Below are 13,724 nucleotides of genomic sequence, written 5' to 3' on the forward strand. Positions count from 1 at the left end.
CTCGACCGGCGTATGCCCTTCTTTGAGCAGCGCGATCGCGCGCTGGCGCCGCCGTTCTAACTGCCTCCCACTTCCTACCGGCCGCATCCGCATCCTCCACCGGCCCGTAGTATAGGACATTATTTATACATGTGTCAATAGTGTGATGTCCCGTTAATAACTTGCATATCCGGAAAAGCTTCAAAGTGTCATTCCGAGGGAGTCAGCGACCGAGGAATCCCTGATCTTTATTCGGTTTTTCGTGGAAGCCGGGATTCCTCGCTGCGCTCGGAGTGACAGCCTCGAGATTTGGAATTAAACTTATTTCCAGGACACCATACTAGCTACAATCTGACCGGCGTTTGGTCTGGTGCGCTCCACCTGGGTTGCGCTGGCCACTGCTTCAGTCAGCCGGAGATCAGTCCACTCTTTTCGAGCAGTTGACGCGCGCGTTGACGGACGGGCTCTGGTGGCGACCACAGCAAGAGTATTGCACCTCCGAGGTTTTCCGGCCGAGTTTACTTCTTACTGCGACTGAAGCGGCCCGCGAGGTTGTGTGCGTTATTGGCTGATTCGATAGAATCGGCTCCGCGGCTTCAGACCATTCGCCACTTGTCCAAGGTTGCATATGCGTTGGCCGGTGTGAGATCGGGTTTGAGCGCTAATTCCAAAACGCGCACGCCCTCCAGATTCACCTGATAGTCTTCAATCTCAGCGGTCGAGCCCTGCGGGCTGAAGTTCCACTGCTGGCGAGTGATCTCGCTGAATGGGCCGCTCGGCGCGGCCGACCACCGAAGAGTGAACTCCTGCGTGCGCGCAATTTCCGCTTCCGAGAATTCGAGCCTGATCCGGCGAAGGCGGGTCGGCTGGTCGAAGATTATGCGAATACTCTGTAAGCCCCTTTGGGCTGCCCGCCAACCTGGTCTTTTCTCCGCGACCAAGGCGGCCTCGATTGGAAACCTCGGATCCTCTGAAGTAACTTCTACTCGGGCCACCTCTGCGAGGTCGAGCCATTCCTGTTCGGGCCGCCGCTCCTGACGATCCCCTGCCGCATCCACTACGGTTTTACGCACGGCCCGCTCCTCCTTGGTCTCTTCCCCCCTTTCATTTTCGGTTCGTCTTGCGCGAAGCGCAAGCGGAACCGAGCCGGAGCGTATCAGGCCTGCGGTTGAAGGCGCCGCTTCGCCCGCGTCTTCCATAATTCCCAGGAGCGATCGATCTGTGCCGCGTTGCAGGCAAGCGCGGCCGCGGCCTCTTCACGCGTAAGGTAGGTTACCGCGCCGAGGCGCATCGCCTCGGACTGGAGCGCCGCGCTGATTTCCGTATAGACGGCATTGAAGACCGCATGGCGCACGGTCGGCCCTACGACCGTGCATCCGTGCCCGCGCATCAGCACGACCGATCCCGCGCCGAGTGACCTGGCGAGCGCAGCGCCGAGCGCAGCATTACGAATCAGGAGATCGGTCGCCGCGCTGGCGACGCTGCGAATCTCGAATATCGGGCAGCCCTCGCCGAGCACGCCGCCGAGATGCCATACGGCGCGCAGCGGTACTCCGCTGACCACGCTGAACGGCACGACCGCCGGCGAATGGCTATGCACGACCGCCCCCACGTCCGGCCGCACGCGGTAGATTTCGCTATGGATAAACCGCTCGAGGTAGAGCGGGCGGCCTCGCGCATCGACGGGATTGCCGTCGAGGTCGAATTCCATGATGTCAGCCGCCGTGGCCATCGCCGGTGCGACGCTGCGCGCCAGCAGGAAACGGCCGTCCTTGTGCGGATGACGGGCGCTTGCGTGTCCGAATCCGTCGACCACGCCCTGGTCGAACAGGATATGGTTGGCCTCTACAAGCTCGTCGATAACGCCCGCGGCCTCAGGCATCGAACTCGACGTGGACGTTCTTGATCTGCGTTGCGTCCATCATCTCCTCGATCGACTCCTCGCGCCCCACGCCCGACTGCTTGTAGCCGCCGAACGGAGCGGCGAGGTAGTGCGCGCTCGAAGAATTGATCCACACGTAACCGGCTTCGACGCGCGCGGCGGTGCGATGCGCGGCAGCGAGGTCGCGGGTCCAGATCGAGGCGGTCAGGCCGTACTCGACGTCGTTTACCGCCCGCAGCATCGCTTCCTCGTCCGACCATCGAAACATGCACAGCACCGGGCCGAAGATTTCCTCGCGTGCGATCCGCATCTTCGGCGTGACGTCGGCGAAGATCGTCGGCTCGATGAAGAAACCTTTGCCCAAATGCGGGTCCTGCGGCGCTTTGCCGCCGGCCACCAGCCGTGCCCCATCCTCGACTCCGTAGCCGATGTAACGCATGACCTTGTCGAACTGATCCTTGCTGATCAGGCTGCCCATCGCGGTGCTCTGCTCGGTCGGGATGCCGGGTTTGATCGCGCGCGCGGCCGCGGCCACGCGCTCGAGCACGGCGTCGTGGATCGACTCGTGCAAAAAGGCGCGGCTGGTCGAGCCGCAGGACTGGCCGCACCAGGTGAAGTTCATCCCGCGGATGATTCCTGCGGCCACCTTGTCGGGATTGGCGTCGGAATACGCGATCAGCGCGTTTTTGCCGCCGAGCTCGAGCGCCACCTTCTTGAGCATTTCGGCCGAGGCCCGCATGATCGCCTTTCCCGTCGGCACCGAGCCAATCAGGCCGACCTTCGCGATCAGTGGATGGGCGGTCAGCGCGGCGCCGCACTCGCGCCCGCCCGGCAGCACGGAGAACACTCCCGGCGGAAAGAGCGGTCCGACGAGCTCGGCAAAGCGGAGCGAGGAAAGCGGCGCCTGCTCGGGCGGCTTGACGATCAGCGTGTTACCGGTGGCGAGCGGCGCGCCGGTGCGCATCGCGGCGAACAGCAGCGGATGGTTGAAGGCGTTGATGCGCGCGATTACGCCGAGCGGCTCGCGCAGCGTGTAGTTCAGCACGCCCGGGCCCATCGGGATCGTACTGCCTCTTACTTCAGTGACCAGGCCGGCGAAATATTCCACGCTGGCCGCGCCGATCGCCGAGTCGTTGATCATCTCGGCGATCGGATTGCCGCAATCGGCGGCGTCGATCAGCGCGAGTTCGCGTCCGTGGCGGCGGAGCAGTGCCGCGACCTCGCGCAGGATCTTCGCCCGCTCGAGCGGCTTGACGTCGCGCCACTGATAAAAGGCCGCGTGCGCGGCGCGCACCGCGCGGTCAACGTCCTCGGCCCCGGCCCACGCGACCTTGCCCAGCGATTGCCCGGTCGAGGGGCTCCAGATGTCGGTGCGAGCGCCGTCGGCGGCGGCGTGCCAGCCGCCGACGTAGTAGAGGTCGCGCGGTATCGAAGCGACCAGTTCTCTTTGATCGATTGTTTGCTGGCCCGCGTGAGCCATCTCGAGATCTCCTTGATGCGAGCGCTTGTGAAGATGCGAGCGCTAACGAAGCCCGGCCTGCTTCGCCAGCGGCATGATCTCCTGCTTGAATTGCCGCATGCCCTCGATGTACCGGGGCCACGAAAGCACCGCGCCGTCGAGACCCCATTCCGAGAGGCGTCCGAGCTCTTCGACGATTTGTTCCCTGGTGCCGACGAGCGGATAGCCGCCCCATCCGGCGATGAAGTGCGCTTTCATCGAACGCAGCGTATCGGGCGGCAGGGTCTTCGCGTTGAGCCCCATCGTACTGACGAGGTTGTCCACTGCGACCCAATCGCCCTTTTGATGAACGTAATAGTCGAAGAAATCGCGCGCGTCCTCCTCGGTCTCTCCCTGGACGACGTAGGCCGCGGTCCAGAGCTGCAGGTCGCGGCCGTATTCGCGCTGCGCCAGTTCCCGGTAGCTCCTGACCCGCGCCCGGGCGCCGTCGCGATCGTCGGGATCGAAAATGACGAACGCCACGTCGCAATACTTGGCCGCGTAGTGGCGTCCCACCTCGGAGCCGCCCGCGTTCATCACGACGGGATACGGCGCCTGGATCGGCTTTGGGCGCAGCATCCCTTTCTTGATCCGGTAGTACTTGCCGTCGTAGTCGAACTCCTTGTCCTCGGTCCACAGGCGCTTGATGATATCGAGCCATTCGACCGCGCAGTCGTAGCGCAGATCGTGGTCCATCTGCGGCGCGCCGAACATCTCGATCTCGGGCAGGAACCATCCGGTGACGATGTTGAGCGCGAAACGCCCGCCGGTAACGTGATCGATCGTTGTCGCCTGCTTGGCGGCCATGATCGGATGGACGGTCGGCACGTGCGAAGTTGCGAAGACCGCCGGGTATCTGGTCGCGGCGCCGATCGCAGCGGCCCAGGTATATGGCTCGAAGCCGGCGCCGTTGAAGTTACTGACTCCGCCGAAGCCCTTCCAGCGCCCGACCGGCACCAGCGCCTCGAACTCCATCTCGTCCGCGAGGCGCGCCAGCGTGAGCGTGCTCTGCCAATCGGCCTGCAGCACGCCGTCGATCGTGGTGATCGCGCACCCGTGACTGAGGTTGCTCGAGAACGTGCCGAGCTTCAGCTTGCGATCGTTGAAGAGCGGATTGGTCTTGCGCCGCGGATCCTCCGCGTTCCTGCGGATGCTCATCTAGTTTGCCTCCATCAGGCCCGCGCGCATGAGCACGCCGTCGAGCCGTGCCGCCACCTCGGGCGTCGCGGGCATCATGGGCAACCGATGCTCCTCGGTCTCGAGCAGCCCGATCCGCTTCATCATGTATTTGAGCGGAATGGGATTGGTGTCGAAGAAAATTGCCTGGTTGAGCTCGAACAGCGCGTCGTGCGCGGCCCGGGCCGGCGCGAGCCGCCCGGCGAATACGTCCTCGCACATCTGCGCGAGCGCTCGCGGCTTCAGATTGCCCACCGCATTCATCAGCCCGCAGGCGCCGATCGCCATCATCGGAAAACTCAGCTCTTCGAGCCCGACGAAGATGCGAAAGTCATTGCCCATCCGCGCGAGCACCTGCGTGACCAGCGCCAGATCGTTGGCCGCGTGCTTCATCCCGACCAGGTTGGGCGCGCGTTCGGCGATACGCTCGATGGTCGCGGCTTCAACGTTGACCGCCGCGCGTCCGGGGATGTGGTAAATCATCATCGGCAGCCGCGTGCGCCGTCCGATATCGGCGTAGTATTCGACCAGGCCGCGCTGCGGCGGCCGGATGAAGTACGGCGTGACGACCAGGACCGCGTCGGCGCCCGCTTTTTCCGCGGCCGCCGTAAGCTCGACCGTGTCGGCGTGCGACTGGGAGCCGGTCGCCGCCACCACCGGGATTCGCCCGCGCGCGGTCTCGACCGCCAGCCGCACCAGCTCGTTGCGCTCCTCGAGGCCGAGCGTGCTCGGCTCCGCCGTCGTGCCGTTGACCACGATCCCGTGCGAGCCCTCGGCCACCTGGCGCTCGAGCATCCGCGCATAGGCGTCGTAATCCACCGCGCCGGCGCGAAAGGGCGTGACCAGCGGCGGATACGAGCCGCGCAGGAAGTTCTTGTTCAGCGCGAGCATCGCTAAGCGACTTTGGTCCGGTTGGTATCGAAGCCGTAGCTCGAACCTAGAAGCCGCGGCGGATGCTTGAGGTCTTCCTGCCACATCAGCGAATCCATCGCGATATTGAGCGGGCTGTCCTGAATAGTCAGTTCGTACACCGGTTCGTCGTTCGAGGCGTGGTTGTGCACCGCCCATCCCGGCGCCGACAGCATCAGATCGCCCGCCTTCCAGTGCAGCGCCTTGCCCTGCACGGTGCTGTAGCCGCTGCCGGAGAAGTAGTAATTGATCGCGGCGGCGGCGTGGCGATGCGGCTTGTCGACGATATGCGGCGGACGCACGGTCATGGTCGCGAAGAAATTGTGCGTGGTGCCGTTGGTGCGGCCGGTCGCCGGGTTATACAGCAGGTACAGGCGCCGTCCGACGTAGGACGAGCCGAGCGCCTGCAATTTGTCCAGATGCTCCTTGACCTGGCGCCACGGCCAGAACAACACCGGCGACTCGAGCACGTCGGGGCTGATCAGCTTCTCGTAGGGCAGCAGGTAGGCGCCGTCGCTGTTGAGCGGAAACGTGCCGAACGGGTTGACGCGGCGCGCGTCGGGCTCGCCCGCGGGCGCTTCGCCCGCGATTTCCTCGGCCGGCGGATTTTCCTCTACGATATGAGCGTTCATCTTCTCGAGCAGAGCCGCGTTGCTGTAGGTCAGGCGCACCTGCAGCTCGTCGCTGTCGTTGAAGTTCTGGTACACGTTCAGCGAAGGCGTGTTCCACACATCGTACTGGCTGAAGTTGATCTGCCGGCCGCCCACGATCGCGTGTCCGCGGCCGCGGATGCAGAAGTTGACCTGCGAGGAATTGTGGCGGATCCGCTTGGTGCGCTCGCCCGGCTTGAGCACGTCGAGCGCGACCTGGATGCCCGGGGCAAGGCCGGTGCCGTTTTCGTTGGGATGCACGATGAGCGAGCGGCGCCGCCCGTTGGCCGGCGGCGGCAGGCTCGCAAGCCGCTCGACTTCGGCTTCGATTTCTTCTTTCGAGATGACGATCGCCGGCCACAGGTCTGGTTTGGGAGTCACGTAACCGCTGCGATCGACGAATCGGACTTTGCTCTCGCTCATTGGTATTCCTCGCAGTTGAATTTACGGATGCCGGCTCGCGCGCCGGCGCTATTTCATGCTTTTCCACCGACCAGGCGCGGCCTGGCCCGAACCGTCGGAGCCAGCGGCCGCCCGGCGCCGTTTGCGCGTGCCCGGGCGAGAACCTCGATGCCCATCGAGAGATCCGAAATTCCCATACCCATCGCTTTGAACAGCGTAAGGTCCGCTCCTTTGGGACGGCCCTTGCCGGCGGCGATCACGCGGCTTAGCGGCTGCACGCCGCTCCATCGGCGATCGTCCGTGCCATAGAACTCGATGAACTCGCGGGAGAGGGCGCGCACGCCCGCAACGGTGTCGGCCGCGACGATTGCGCATCGCGCAAGCATCGCCGGCTCGAATTCCGCACGCTCGGGCACCACGGCGCCGACCGCGTTGATATGCGCCCCCGGGGCGACCATTGCGGAGCTCAAAAACGGCGCGGTGGCGCGCGTTACCAGCGTTATGATGTCTGCGTTCCTGACCGCGGCCGCGATGCTCGCCGACGGTGCCACTTCCAGTTTCAACTCGGCGCTCGCGCGTTTGGCGAAGGCCGCCGCGTTTTCAGGATTGCGGCTCGCCACGCGCACGCGCGTCAAGCGCCGCACGGCGGCGACCGCCGCGATCTGCGCCAGCGCCTGCTTGCCTGCGCCGACCAGCGCCATCTCGCGCGCGTCCGGCGCGGACAGCCATCGAGCCGCAAGGCCGCTTATCGCGGCGGTGCGCAGCTGTCCGAGCGCGAACGCTTCGATCACCGCCACGAGTTGTCCGTCGGCTGCGTCGAACAGGATCAACAGCGGGTTTGCGCCGCCCTCGGTGTGGGCCCAGGTCTTGGTGCCGACCAGGCCCTCCGCGACCATCGTCGCGCCGATCGCGTGGAGCGTGTCGCCATGGCCGAAGCTAAGATGGGTCTTCGCCATGTTGACGGCGCCGCCCGCGGCCTCGGCCGAGAGTCCCCGTTCCAGCGCCGCGATCGCGTCGCTGATATCGACCAGCGCGGCGACTTCCGCCTCGGTGATCCACAACGCCTGACCGCTCATCGCAAGGCCTCGTTCGCGGCGGCTTTCATAGCGGATAGATGAGCGAGTTCGGCACCATGACGGTGTCGTACACGCAGGTTCGCGATTTGAATTTGAGCACGTCGCCGTCGCGCACGAGCCGATCGATATAGCGGCCGGCGCTCAGGATGCGGGTTTCGTCGTCGACCAGGGTTTGCAGCACGGTATAGTTGGCCTGCACATCGACGCCGTCGTCCGTCGCGGGCGCGATCCGAAGCGAGCTGACCAGATGGCGCAGCGCGCGCGGCGCGAACATCTGGGTCTGGCGGATTGTCACCACGCGGTCGCCGAGCATCGCCTTGCTCTCGCATCGCATCAGCGCAAGCGGCAACCCGCGCTCGCGATTCTCGCGCGAGATGATTTGATAGAGGCAATCGTCGGTGAAGAACGCGGGCCACTGCTCCAGCTCGAAGTTGTCGAGCACGTGAGCGTACTCGGTGTATAGCTCTTCGATTTCGAGCCGCAAGACTAGATCCTGCTGCGCACGGGCCATCGGGGTCAGAACTCCATGACCTCGCGGTAGTGCTTGTAAAAGGCGCGGATCGCCGCCTCAGTCACCATATGCTCCCGATCGTCCGTGCCGCGCCCGTCCATCTCGAGGATGCCGGCGTCGCCGGGGCGCTGACGCACGCCCTGCTGCGAGAACTCCATAACCTCGCCGTCGTCGATAGAGACCAACCCCGCGGGGCCCATGAGATTCGCCTGGCGGAGCCGCCGCTGGGTCATCTCGGGCGTGTCGTCGGCGTAACCGAAGAACGTCCACATCAGGTCGAAGAGTTCCGGGCCGCGCGGCACCAGCTGGCGCATCGCGAGCGTGTTGGATTGCTGCTGGATGATGATGTTGGGCCACAGCGTCTGCATCACCACGGTGGCCGAGCCGGAAAACTCACGCACCGGGTCGAGCAGGCGCGGGTCCTTGAGCTTGAAGTCGGCGCGGAAATTCTTCATCTCCATGGTGGTTTCGTTGAGCTTCTGTTCGCCCTTGCTCGAGGTGAGCACGCAATGCATCCCGCTCGCATCCATCTTCACCGCCGAGGGCTGGTCGGCGCGGAAGAGGCCGAAGGTGACCAGGAAGACGTGAAGGAGGCTCGCGTGATAGGGATCCTTGATGTTCTCGAACATCAGCTTCCAGTTGGCGGGAATACGCTGGCGCGAATAGCCGAGCACGCGCAGCGCTCGCCCGTCGAAGACGCGATCGAAGTAGCCGAGCATCGCCGGGCCCAGGTATTCCTCGAGCGGCGGCACGGTGGAAGCGAAGCTCGCGAAGATGACGCCGTTGCGAGACGCCACGCTGAGAGAGGTGAGTCCGTTCTTCGCCGGGTCGAAATCCTCGGGCATCCCGCCGTTCCCGTTCACCCCGCGGCGAAACGGCACGCCGGTGAGATTGCCCTTAAGGTCGTAGCTCCACTGATGGTACGGACAGGTGAAGGAGCGGGTGTTGCCCCAGTTGGCGCGGCAGAACTGGACGCCGCGATGGGCGCAGCGGTTGAGCATCACGTTGACGGTGCCGCTCTTGTCGCGGACCACGACTACCGAGCGCTCGCCAACGTGGCTGCGGACGAAATCTCCCGGGTTGGGAATTTCGGCCTCGAGCGCGACGTAGTTCCAGTACGGCCCCGAGAAGATCCGCATCTGCTCGCGCGCGTAAACCTCGGGATCGGAATAGACCCAGTACGGAACCCGGCCCAGACCCTCCGCCGGCCAGCGATAGGAGTTCCCGGGAGGTTTGCGCTCGACTGCTTCCACTGTGAGCTCTCCGTACGACAGGGCGGCGCGGCGGACGGCTTTGCCCGCAGGGGCGCCAGATGTCAGGATATCCTGAATGCAAAGATATCTAAGTATTCTTACTAATCGGCTGCCCGGCGATCGTCAAGTCCGCAAAAAAACGCCGCGGCGCGGCGCCAGGGTTTGCTATGCTGCGGGCGGCTGCGGAGTTGGCGGGCGCAGGTCTTGAAGGGTCGAACCGAGCGTGGCACCGAAACGGCACGTCGTGAACAGTGAAAAAGCGATGACGATCAGGGCGGTAGATTCCAGGGCCGCGCCTTCGCCGCCGCGCAAGCCCGGCCCGGAGTATCCGCCTGGCCAAAGCGTCGGCTACTTGATGCGCGAGACCCATCGCGCGTTTCTCCGCGCGTTGGGCGCGCGCATTTCCCGCCACGGCGTGAGCATCGGCATGTGGTTCTTCCTGCGCGCGTTGTGGGAGGAGGACGGGCTCACCCAGCGCGAGCTGAGCCGCCGAGTCAGCATGATGGAGCCGACCACGGCGACGGCGCTCGAAAGCATGGAGCGGCGCGGCCTCATCAGCCGCACGCGCAATTCCAAGGATCGGCGCAAAATCAACATTCGCCTGACAGACCGCGGCCGGCGCCTGCAGGAAGTGCTGCTGCCCTATGCGATGGAGGTTAACCGAATGGCCCTCGCCGGAATACCCGCCGGGCAAATACCGCTCTTGCGCGAGCAACTCGTGCGCATCAAGCGCAACCTCGACGCCGACGCAATCCGGGATGCCGATTCCGGCGGCGGTTCCGCGCAGGCCGGCGATACACCATTGCGCAAAACCCGGAACAAGGACTAAATACGGCGCAGAAGGAGAAACCGCCATGAGCACCACGCAGACCAACGGTCACACCGAAGCAAAGCCGGACACGGTTCCGACACGGCTGCATCACGCGGCCTACGTATGCCGCGATCTCGAGCAAACGCGGAAGTTTTACGAGGACATCCTGGGCTGGCCGATGGTCGCGGCGTGGCGGGAATGCGACAAAGTCTTTGGCGAGGACGAACTCTATTATTGCCATCTGTTCTTCCAGATCGCCGACGGCGGAGCGCTGGCCTTCTTTCACTTCGCCGATCCCAGACAGCACGCAAAATTTGCACACTACGGTCCGCATTCGCCGTTCGTCCATCTGGCGCTCAAGGTGACCGACGCGCCCGGCCAGCAGGAGATGCAGCGCCGGCTCGAAGCGGCGGGCCACGAGACGATGGTAATCGACCATGGCTATTGCGTGTCGCTCTACGTCACCGATCCGAACGGCCTGAATCTCGAATTCACCGTCGACCATCCGGCGGCGGACAAGATAAAGGCCAAGCGCTCAGCCAGCGCGCACGAGGATCTCCGCAAATGGCTCGCGGGCGATCGCAGCACCAACAACGAATGGCGAGCCGAGCACAAGGCGCCGGGAGCGCAGTCCTGATCCGTTTCATCGGTCGGCGTTTTGGTCTTTAACCGGCACGTTAGATGCCGCGCTCGATAGCGCCGGGGCGCGGCGGCTTATTTTGAGGTTCTTCCCAGCCTGTTAGAGTATCGGCGCGCGGAACGGAGTCCGCGTCCGCAAGGGCGCGTGACGGCCGCGACGTCGATGGGGTGGAGGCGAGGCCCTTGGGGGAAGGTTCCGAGCACGCAGCGCAGAACCGTCTCGGCATCGAGGCGCTGCGGTCAGACGCCCCATCAGACCTCCCGCTCCCGCACGATTCGCCGCGACCGCGCAGCGTCTCGTTACTCGGTTCGGCCCCCGCGATAGTATTGTTCGCGATGGCGATCGCCGACGCGATGCGCAGCGCGGACACCGACCTCTGGGGTCACATCTTCTTCGGGCGCATCATTCTTTCGCAGCATCAATGGCTCTTTCACGCCCCGTTTTCTTACGCCTGTCCGCCAGGCCCGAGAGACTGGATCGTCCATGACTGGTTGGGAAACGTCCTGATGGCGTTGATATACGGCGCCTCAGGCGTCATCGGGCTCAAGCTGGCCAAGTTCGCGTGCGTCGCTGCGGTGATGGTGCTGCTTTCGCTCGGTGCGGCCGAGACGCGCGCGTCGCTCGCCTTACAGGCCATCGTATTGTGGGTGGCCGCAGTTGCGCTGCTGCCGCTGATGCAGATCCGTACTTTTTTGGCCGACGACGTTCTGTTTGCCGCGTTGATGATAATTCTCGCGCGAGAGAGCTACGGCCGCGGAGCGCGCCTGTGGCTGGTCCCGCCGATGTTCGCGTTGTGGGCCAATCTGCATGGAGGATTCTTCGTCGGGCTGGCGGCGATGGGTCTTTATACGGTGGTTCGCGGTGCACAGGCGCTGGCGCGGGACGAAGGGCTGCGCGGTCCGGTCAGACTGGCCGCCGTGACGTCGGCGGCAGCGCTTGCGACGCTGATCAACCCTTATGGATTGCGCGACTTGATAGTAGTCGTGGAGGTCGTCCACAATCCGTTCACCCTGAGACATATTTCCGAGTTTCGTTCGCTGCTGGCTGTGATGGCCGACCTGAATCATACGCATCGGCCGCTCTTTACGTTCGTCTGTGCCGTGGGAATCATGACCGCGACGGTCGCGGCCTTCGCATTGACGCCGCGCGCAGACGACCTTGCCCTGTTCGCAATCGCCGTACTGATGATCGTCAGCGGGCTCTACGCCGTGCGCAACACCGCGATGGCGGTGATTGCCTGCTATGTTCCGCTCTGCCGGCATTCCGACCTGCTGATCGCTCGCTTGCGGCCTTCACGCGGGGCCGCCGACGCGCGTCCGTCCGGGGTTTGGCCGCTGCTGCATGCCGCGCTTGCGGTTTTGGCGGTCGCGCTCGTGATCCGCAGCGGCCTGCTGTCGCGAACGCTTCCTGTCGTCGAGGCCAAACCAGTCGGCGCGGTCACGTTCATGCGCGAACACAACCTCCGCGGCGACGTGCTATGCGAGTTCGGATGGGGTGATTACCTGATTTTTCACGAGTCCACGCGCTTCAAAATCTTCATCGAGAGCATGTTTGAGGCTTATTACCCTCATCAGGTGCAAAGCGATTTTGCCGCGGTCTATTACGGCGAGCCGGGCGCCGCGCGCGTCCTCGACCAGTACCCGAACGATTTCGTCCTGATGCCGACCGGGTCGCCCGCCTATACACTGATGATGGTCCAATCCGGATGGCGCCTGATCTATCGCGACCCGGTGTCCGCGCTGTTTGCGCGTGCCGCTTCCTCCGCCGCGCAGATTGCCGGCGTTCCGGAGCTGGTCGCGGCGGCGCCGCCGAGCGTCTTTCCCTAGAGGACTCGCAGCGCGCCGGCCGGATGGTCGTGCGATGAGCGACGGCCCCAGCGAACCAAAGAGACGGAGAGCCGGCACAACCGACGCAACAATCGCTCGCGCCGACAATACGGCGCATCGCGCTCCGTCGCTGCTCGGTTACGCTCCCGCCCTCGTGCTGCTCGCCGCCGTCGTTGCGGATTCGATGCAATATGCCGACGCGGACCCCTGGGGTCATATCCGGTTCGGGCAGACGATGCTTGGCACCGGACATCTGATCCACACCGACGTCTTTTCCTACACGGTGGCAGGGCGGCGATGGATCGATCATGAATGGCTTGCCGAAGTGGCCATGGCGCTCATTTACAGCAGCTTCGGCGTGATCGGCCTCAAGCTGGTGAAATTTCTCTGCGCCGGCGCGGTCATGACGCTGCTTGCGCTCGGCCTCGCCGAAACCGGGGCGGCGATAGCGGCGCAATTCGCCGCACTCGCGGCCGTGGCGCTCGCGTTGATTCAGCAGATGCAATTCCGGCCGCAGCTTTTCGATTACGTGCTGTTCGCGGCGTTGATCGCGATGCTCGCGCGCGAAACTTACGGCCGCAGCGCACCGCTCTGGCTGGCCGTACCGATGCTGGCGCTGTGGACGAATCTCCACGGCGGATTCTTCATCGACCTGGCTGCGTTGGGAATCTATAGCGCGGCCGTTGCGGCGCAAGGGGTCGCGGCGCGCAGCGCGGGGCTGCGCATCGCGCTGCGCCCGGCCGCGATAACCGCGGCGGCTGCGCTCGCCACACTGTGCAATCCGTGGGGTATCGGCGAATGGAGGGCGGTCGCACAAAGCCTGGGCAATCCGTACACGATGGGTCGCGTGAGCGAGTTTCGGCCGCTGCTGCAAACGTTCGGCGCGCTGCATCGTGCCGGGATGACCACGCTTCCTTTAACCGCGATGCTCCTGATGCTCGCCGCGCTTGCGGCCGCTTGCCTGCTCGTGCCGCGCGGCGACGACGCCGGGATGCTCGCGGTCGCCGCGCTGATGGCCGCCGCGGCATTTGCCGCGGCCCGCAACAACGCGCTCACCGCGACCGCGCTCGCGGTGCCGCTAGCGTATCATGCGGACCTGGCCGTCCGGCGC

13 protein-coding genes are annotated in these 13,724 nt (G+C 64.6%); 4 read left to right on the forward strand and 9 right to left on the reverse strand.

The features are described 5' to 3' along the window. Nucleotides 1–575: 575 nt before the first annotated feature. The 9 genes from VMI09_15270 to VMI09_15310 all read right to left on the reverse strand — a co-directional run bounded on the left by VMI09_15270 (nucleotide 576) and on the right by VMI09_15310 (nucleotide 9,336). Nucleotides 576–1,052 carry a hypothetical protein gene (locus VMI09_15270; protein HTQ26047.1) on the reverse strand — a complete coding sequence of 159 codons (477 nt, stop codon included), beginning with the start codon at nucleotides 1,050–1,052 and terminating at the stop codon, nucleotides 576–578. A gap of 83 nt (nucleotides 1,053–1,135) precedes the next feature. Then, the gene (locus VMI09_15275) at nucleotides 1,136–1,861 is read right to left on the reverse strand and encodes a class II aldolase/adducin family protein (protein ID HTQ26048.1); all 726 of its coding nucleotides are present in this window, start codon (nucleotides 1,859–1,861) and stop codon (nucleotides 1,136–1,138) included. Further along, complete coding sequence (locus VMI09_15280; protein ID HTQ26049.1) at nucleotides 1,854–3,341, reverse strand: aldehyde dehydrogenase family protein; 1,488 nt, start codon at nucleotides 3,339–3,341, stop codon at nucleotides 1,854–1,856. The genes VMI09_15275 and VMI09_15280 overlap by 8 nt, the downstream gene beginning before the upstream one ends. A 42-nt stretch (nucleotides 3,342–3,383) precedes the next feature. After that, on the reverse strand, nucleotides 3,384–4,517 hold the full coding sequence (locus VMI09_15285; protein HTQ26050.1) for an LLM class flavin-dependent oxidoreductase: 1,134 nt from the start codon (nucleotides 4,515–4,517) through the stop codon (nucleotides 3,384–3,386). Next, nucleotides 4,518–5,426: a 4-hydroxy-tetrahydrodipicolinate synthase gene (dapA, locus tag VMI09_15290; protein HTQ26051.1), complete on the reverse strand. Its 909-nt coding sequence runs from the start codon at nucleotides 5,424–5,426 to the stop codon at nucleotides 4,518–4,520. It lies immediately after the preceding gene. A gap of 2 nt (nucleotides 5,427–5,428) precedes the next feature. Further along, on the reverse strand, nucleotides 5,429–6,517 hold the full coding sequence (locus VMI09_15295; protein HTQ26052.1) for an AraC family ligand binding domain-containing protein: 1,089 nt from the start codon (nucleotides 6,515–6,517) through the stop codon (nucleotides 5,429–5,431). A 53-nt stretch (nucleotides 6,518–6,570) separates the two neighbouring features. Next, nucleotides 6,571–7,572 (reverse strand): hypothetical protein, encoded by a 1,002-nt coding sequence (locus VMI09_15300; protein ID HTQ26053.1) that lies wholly within the window; start codon nucleotides 7,570–7,572, stop codon nucleotides 6,571–6,573. A 25-nt stretch (nucleotides 7,573–7,597) separates the two neighbouring features. After that, entirely contained in the window at nucleotides 7,598–8,083 is a 486-nt protein-coding gene (locus VMI09_15305) for an aromatic-ring-hydroxylating dioxygenase subunit beta (GenBank protein HTQ26054.1), read from the reverse strand. A 5-nt stretch (nucleotides 8,084–8,088) separates the two neighbouring features. Further along, nucleotides 8,089–9,336, reverse strand: coding sequence for an aromatic ring-hydroxylating dioxygenase subunit alpha (locus VMI09_15310; protein HTQ26055.1), 1,248 nt, complete (start codon nucleotides 9,334–9,336; stop codon nucleotides 8,089–8,091). 244 nt (nucleotides 9,337–9,580) lie between these two features. On the opposite strand from VMI09_15310, the gene VMI09_15315 reads away from it, so the two are divergent. From VMI09_15315 to VMI09_15330, 4 genes are all read left to right on the forward strand, one after another. Further along, nucleotides 9,581–10,165: a MarR family winged helix-turn-helix transcriptional regulator gene (locus VMI09_15315; GenBank protein ID HTQ26056.1), complete on the forward strand. Its 585-nt coding sequence runs from the start codon at nucleotides 9,581–9,583 to the stop codon at nucleotides 10,163–10,165. Between the two features lie 25 nt (nucleotides 10,166–10,190). Next, complete coding sequence (locus tag VMI09_15320; GenBank protein HTQ26057.1) at nucleotides 10,191–10,784, forward strand: VOC family protein; 594 nt, start codon at nucleotides 10,191–10,193, stop codon at nucleotides 10,782–10,784. 338 nt (nucleotides 10,785–11,122) lie between these two features. Next, nucleotides 11,123–12,613, forward strand: a complete 1,491-nt coding sequence (locus VMI09_15325) for a hypothetical protein (protein ID HTQ26058.1) — start codon at nucleotides 11,123–11,125, stop codon at nucleotides 12,611–12,613. A 34-nt stretch (nucleotides 12,614–12,647) separates the two neighbouring features. Continuing rightward, nucleotides 12,648–13,724: hypothetical protein (locus VMI09_15330; GenBank protein HTQ26059.1), on the forward strand; the 1,077-nt coding region annotated here is incomplete at its 3' end.

This window comes from Candidatus Binataceae bacterium (assembly GCA_035500095.1).
Taxonomy (GTDB): Bacteria; Desulfobacterota; Binatia; order Binatales; family Binataceae; genus JAKAVN01.

Bases quoted from the DNA above. Each gene is read 5' to 3' on its own strand.
- VMI09_15320 (HTQ26057.1), top strand. From the start codon at position 10,191: ATGAGCACCACGCAGACCAACGGTCACACCGAAGCAAAGCCGGACACG.
- VMI09_15275 (HTQ26048.1), bottom strand. From the start codon at position 1,861: ATGCCTGAGGCCGCGGGCGTTATCGACGAGCTTGTAGAGGCCAACCAT.
- VMI09_15325 (HTQ26058.1), top strand. From the start codon at position 11,123: ATGGCGATCGCCGACGCGATGCGCAGCGCGGACACCGACCTCTGGGGT.
- VMI09_15300 (HTQ26053.1), bottom strand. From the start codon at position 7,572: ATGAGCGGTCAGGCGTTGTGGATCACCGAGGCGGAAGTCGCCGCGCTG.
- VMI09_15295 (HTQ26052.1), bottom strand. From the start codon at position 6,517: ATGAGCGAGAGCAAAGTCCGATTCGTCGATCGCAGCGGTTACGTGACT.
- VMI09_15280 (HTQ26049.1), bottom strand. From the start codon at position 3,341: ATGGCTCACGCGGGCCAGCAAACAATCGATCAAAGAGAACTGGTCGCT.
- dapA (HTQ26051.1), bottom strand. From the start codon at position 5,426: ATGCTCGCGCTGAACAAGAACTTCCTGCGCGGCTCGTATCCGCCGCTG.
- VMI09_15305 (HTQ26054.1), bottom strand. From the start codon at position 8,083: ATGGCCCGTGCGCAGCAGGATCTAGTCTTGCGGCTCGAAATCGAAGAG.
- VMI09_15285 (HTQ26050.1), bottom strand. From the start codon at position 4,517: ATGAGCATCCGCAGGAACGCGGAGGATCCGCGGCGCAAGACCAATCCG.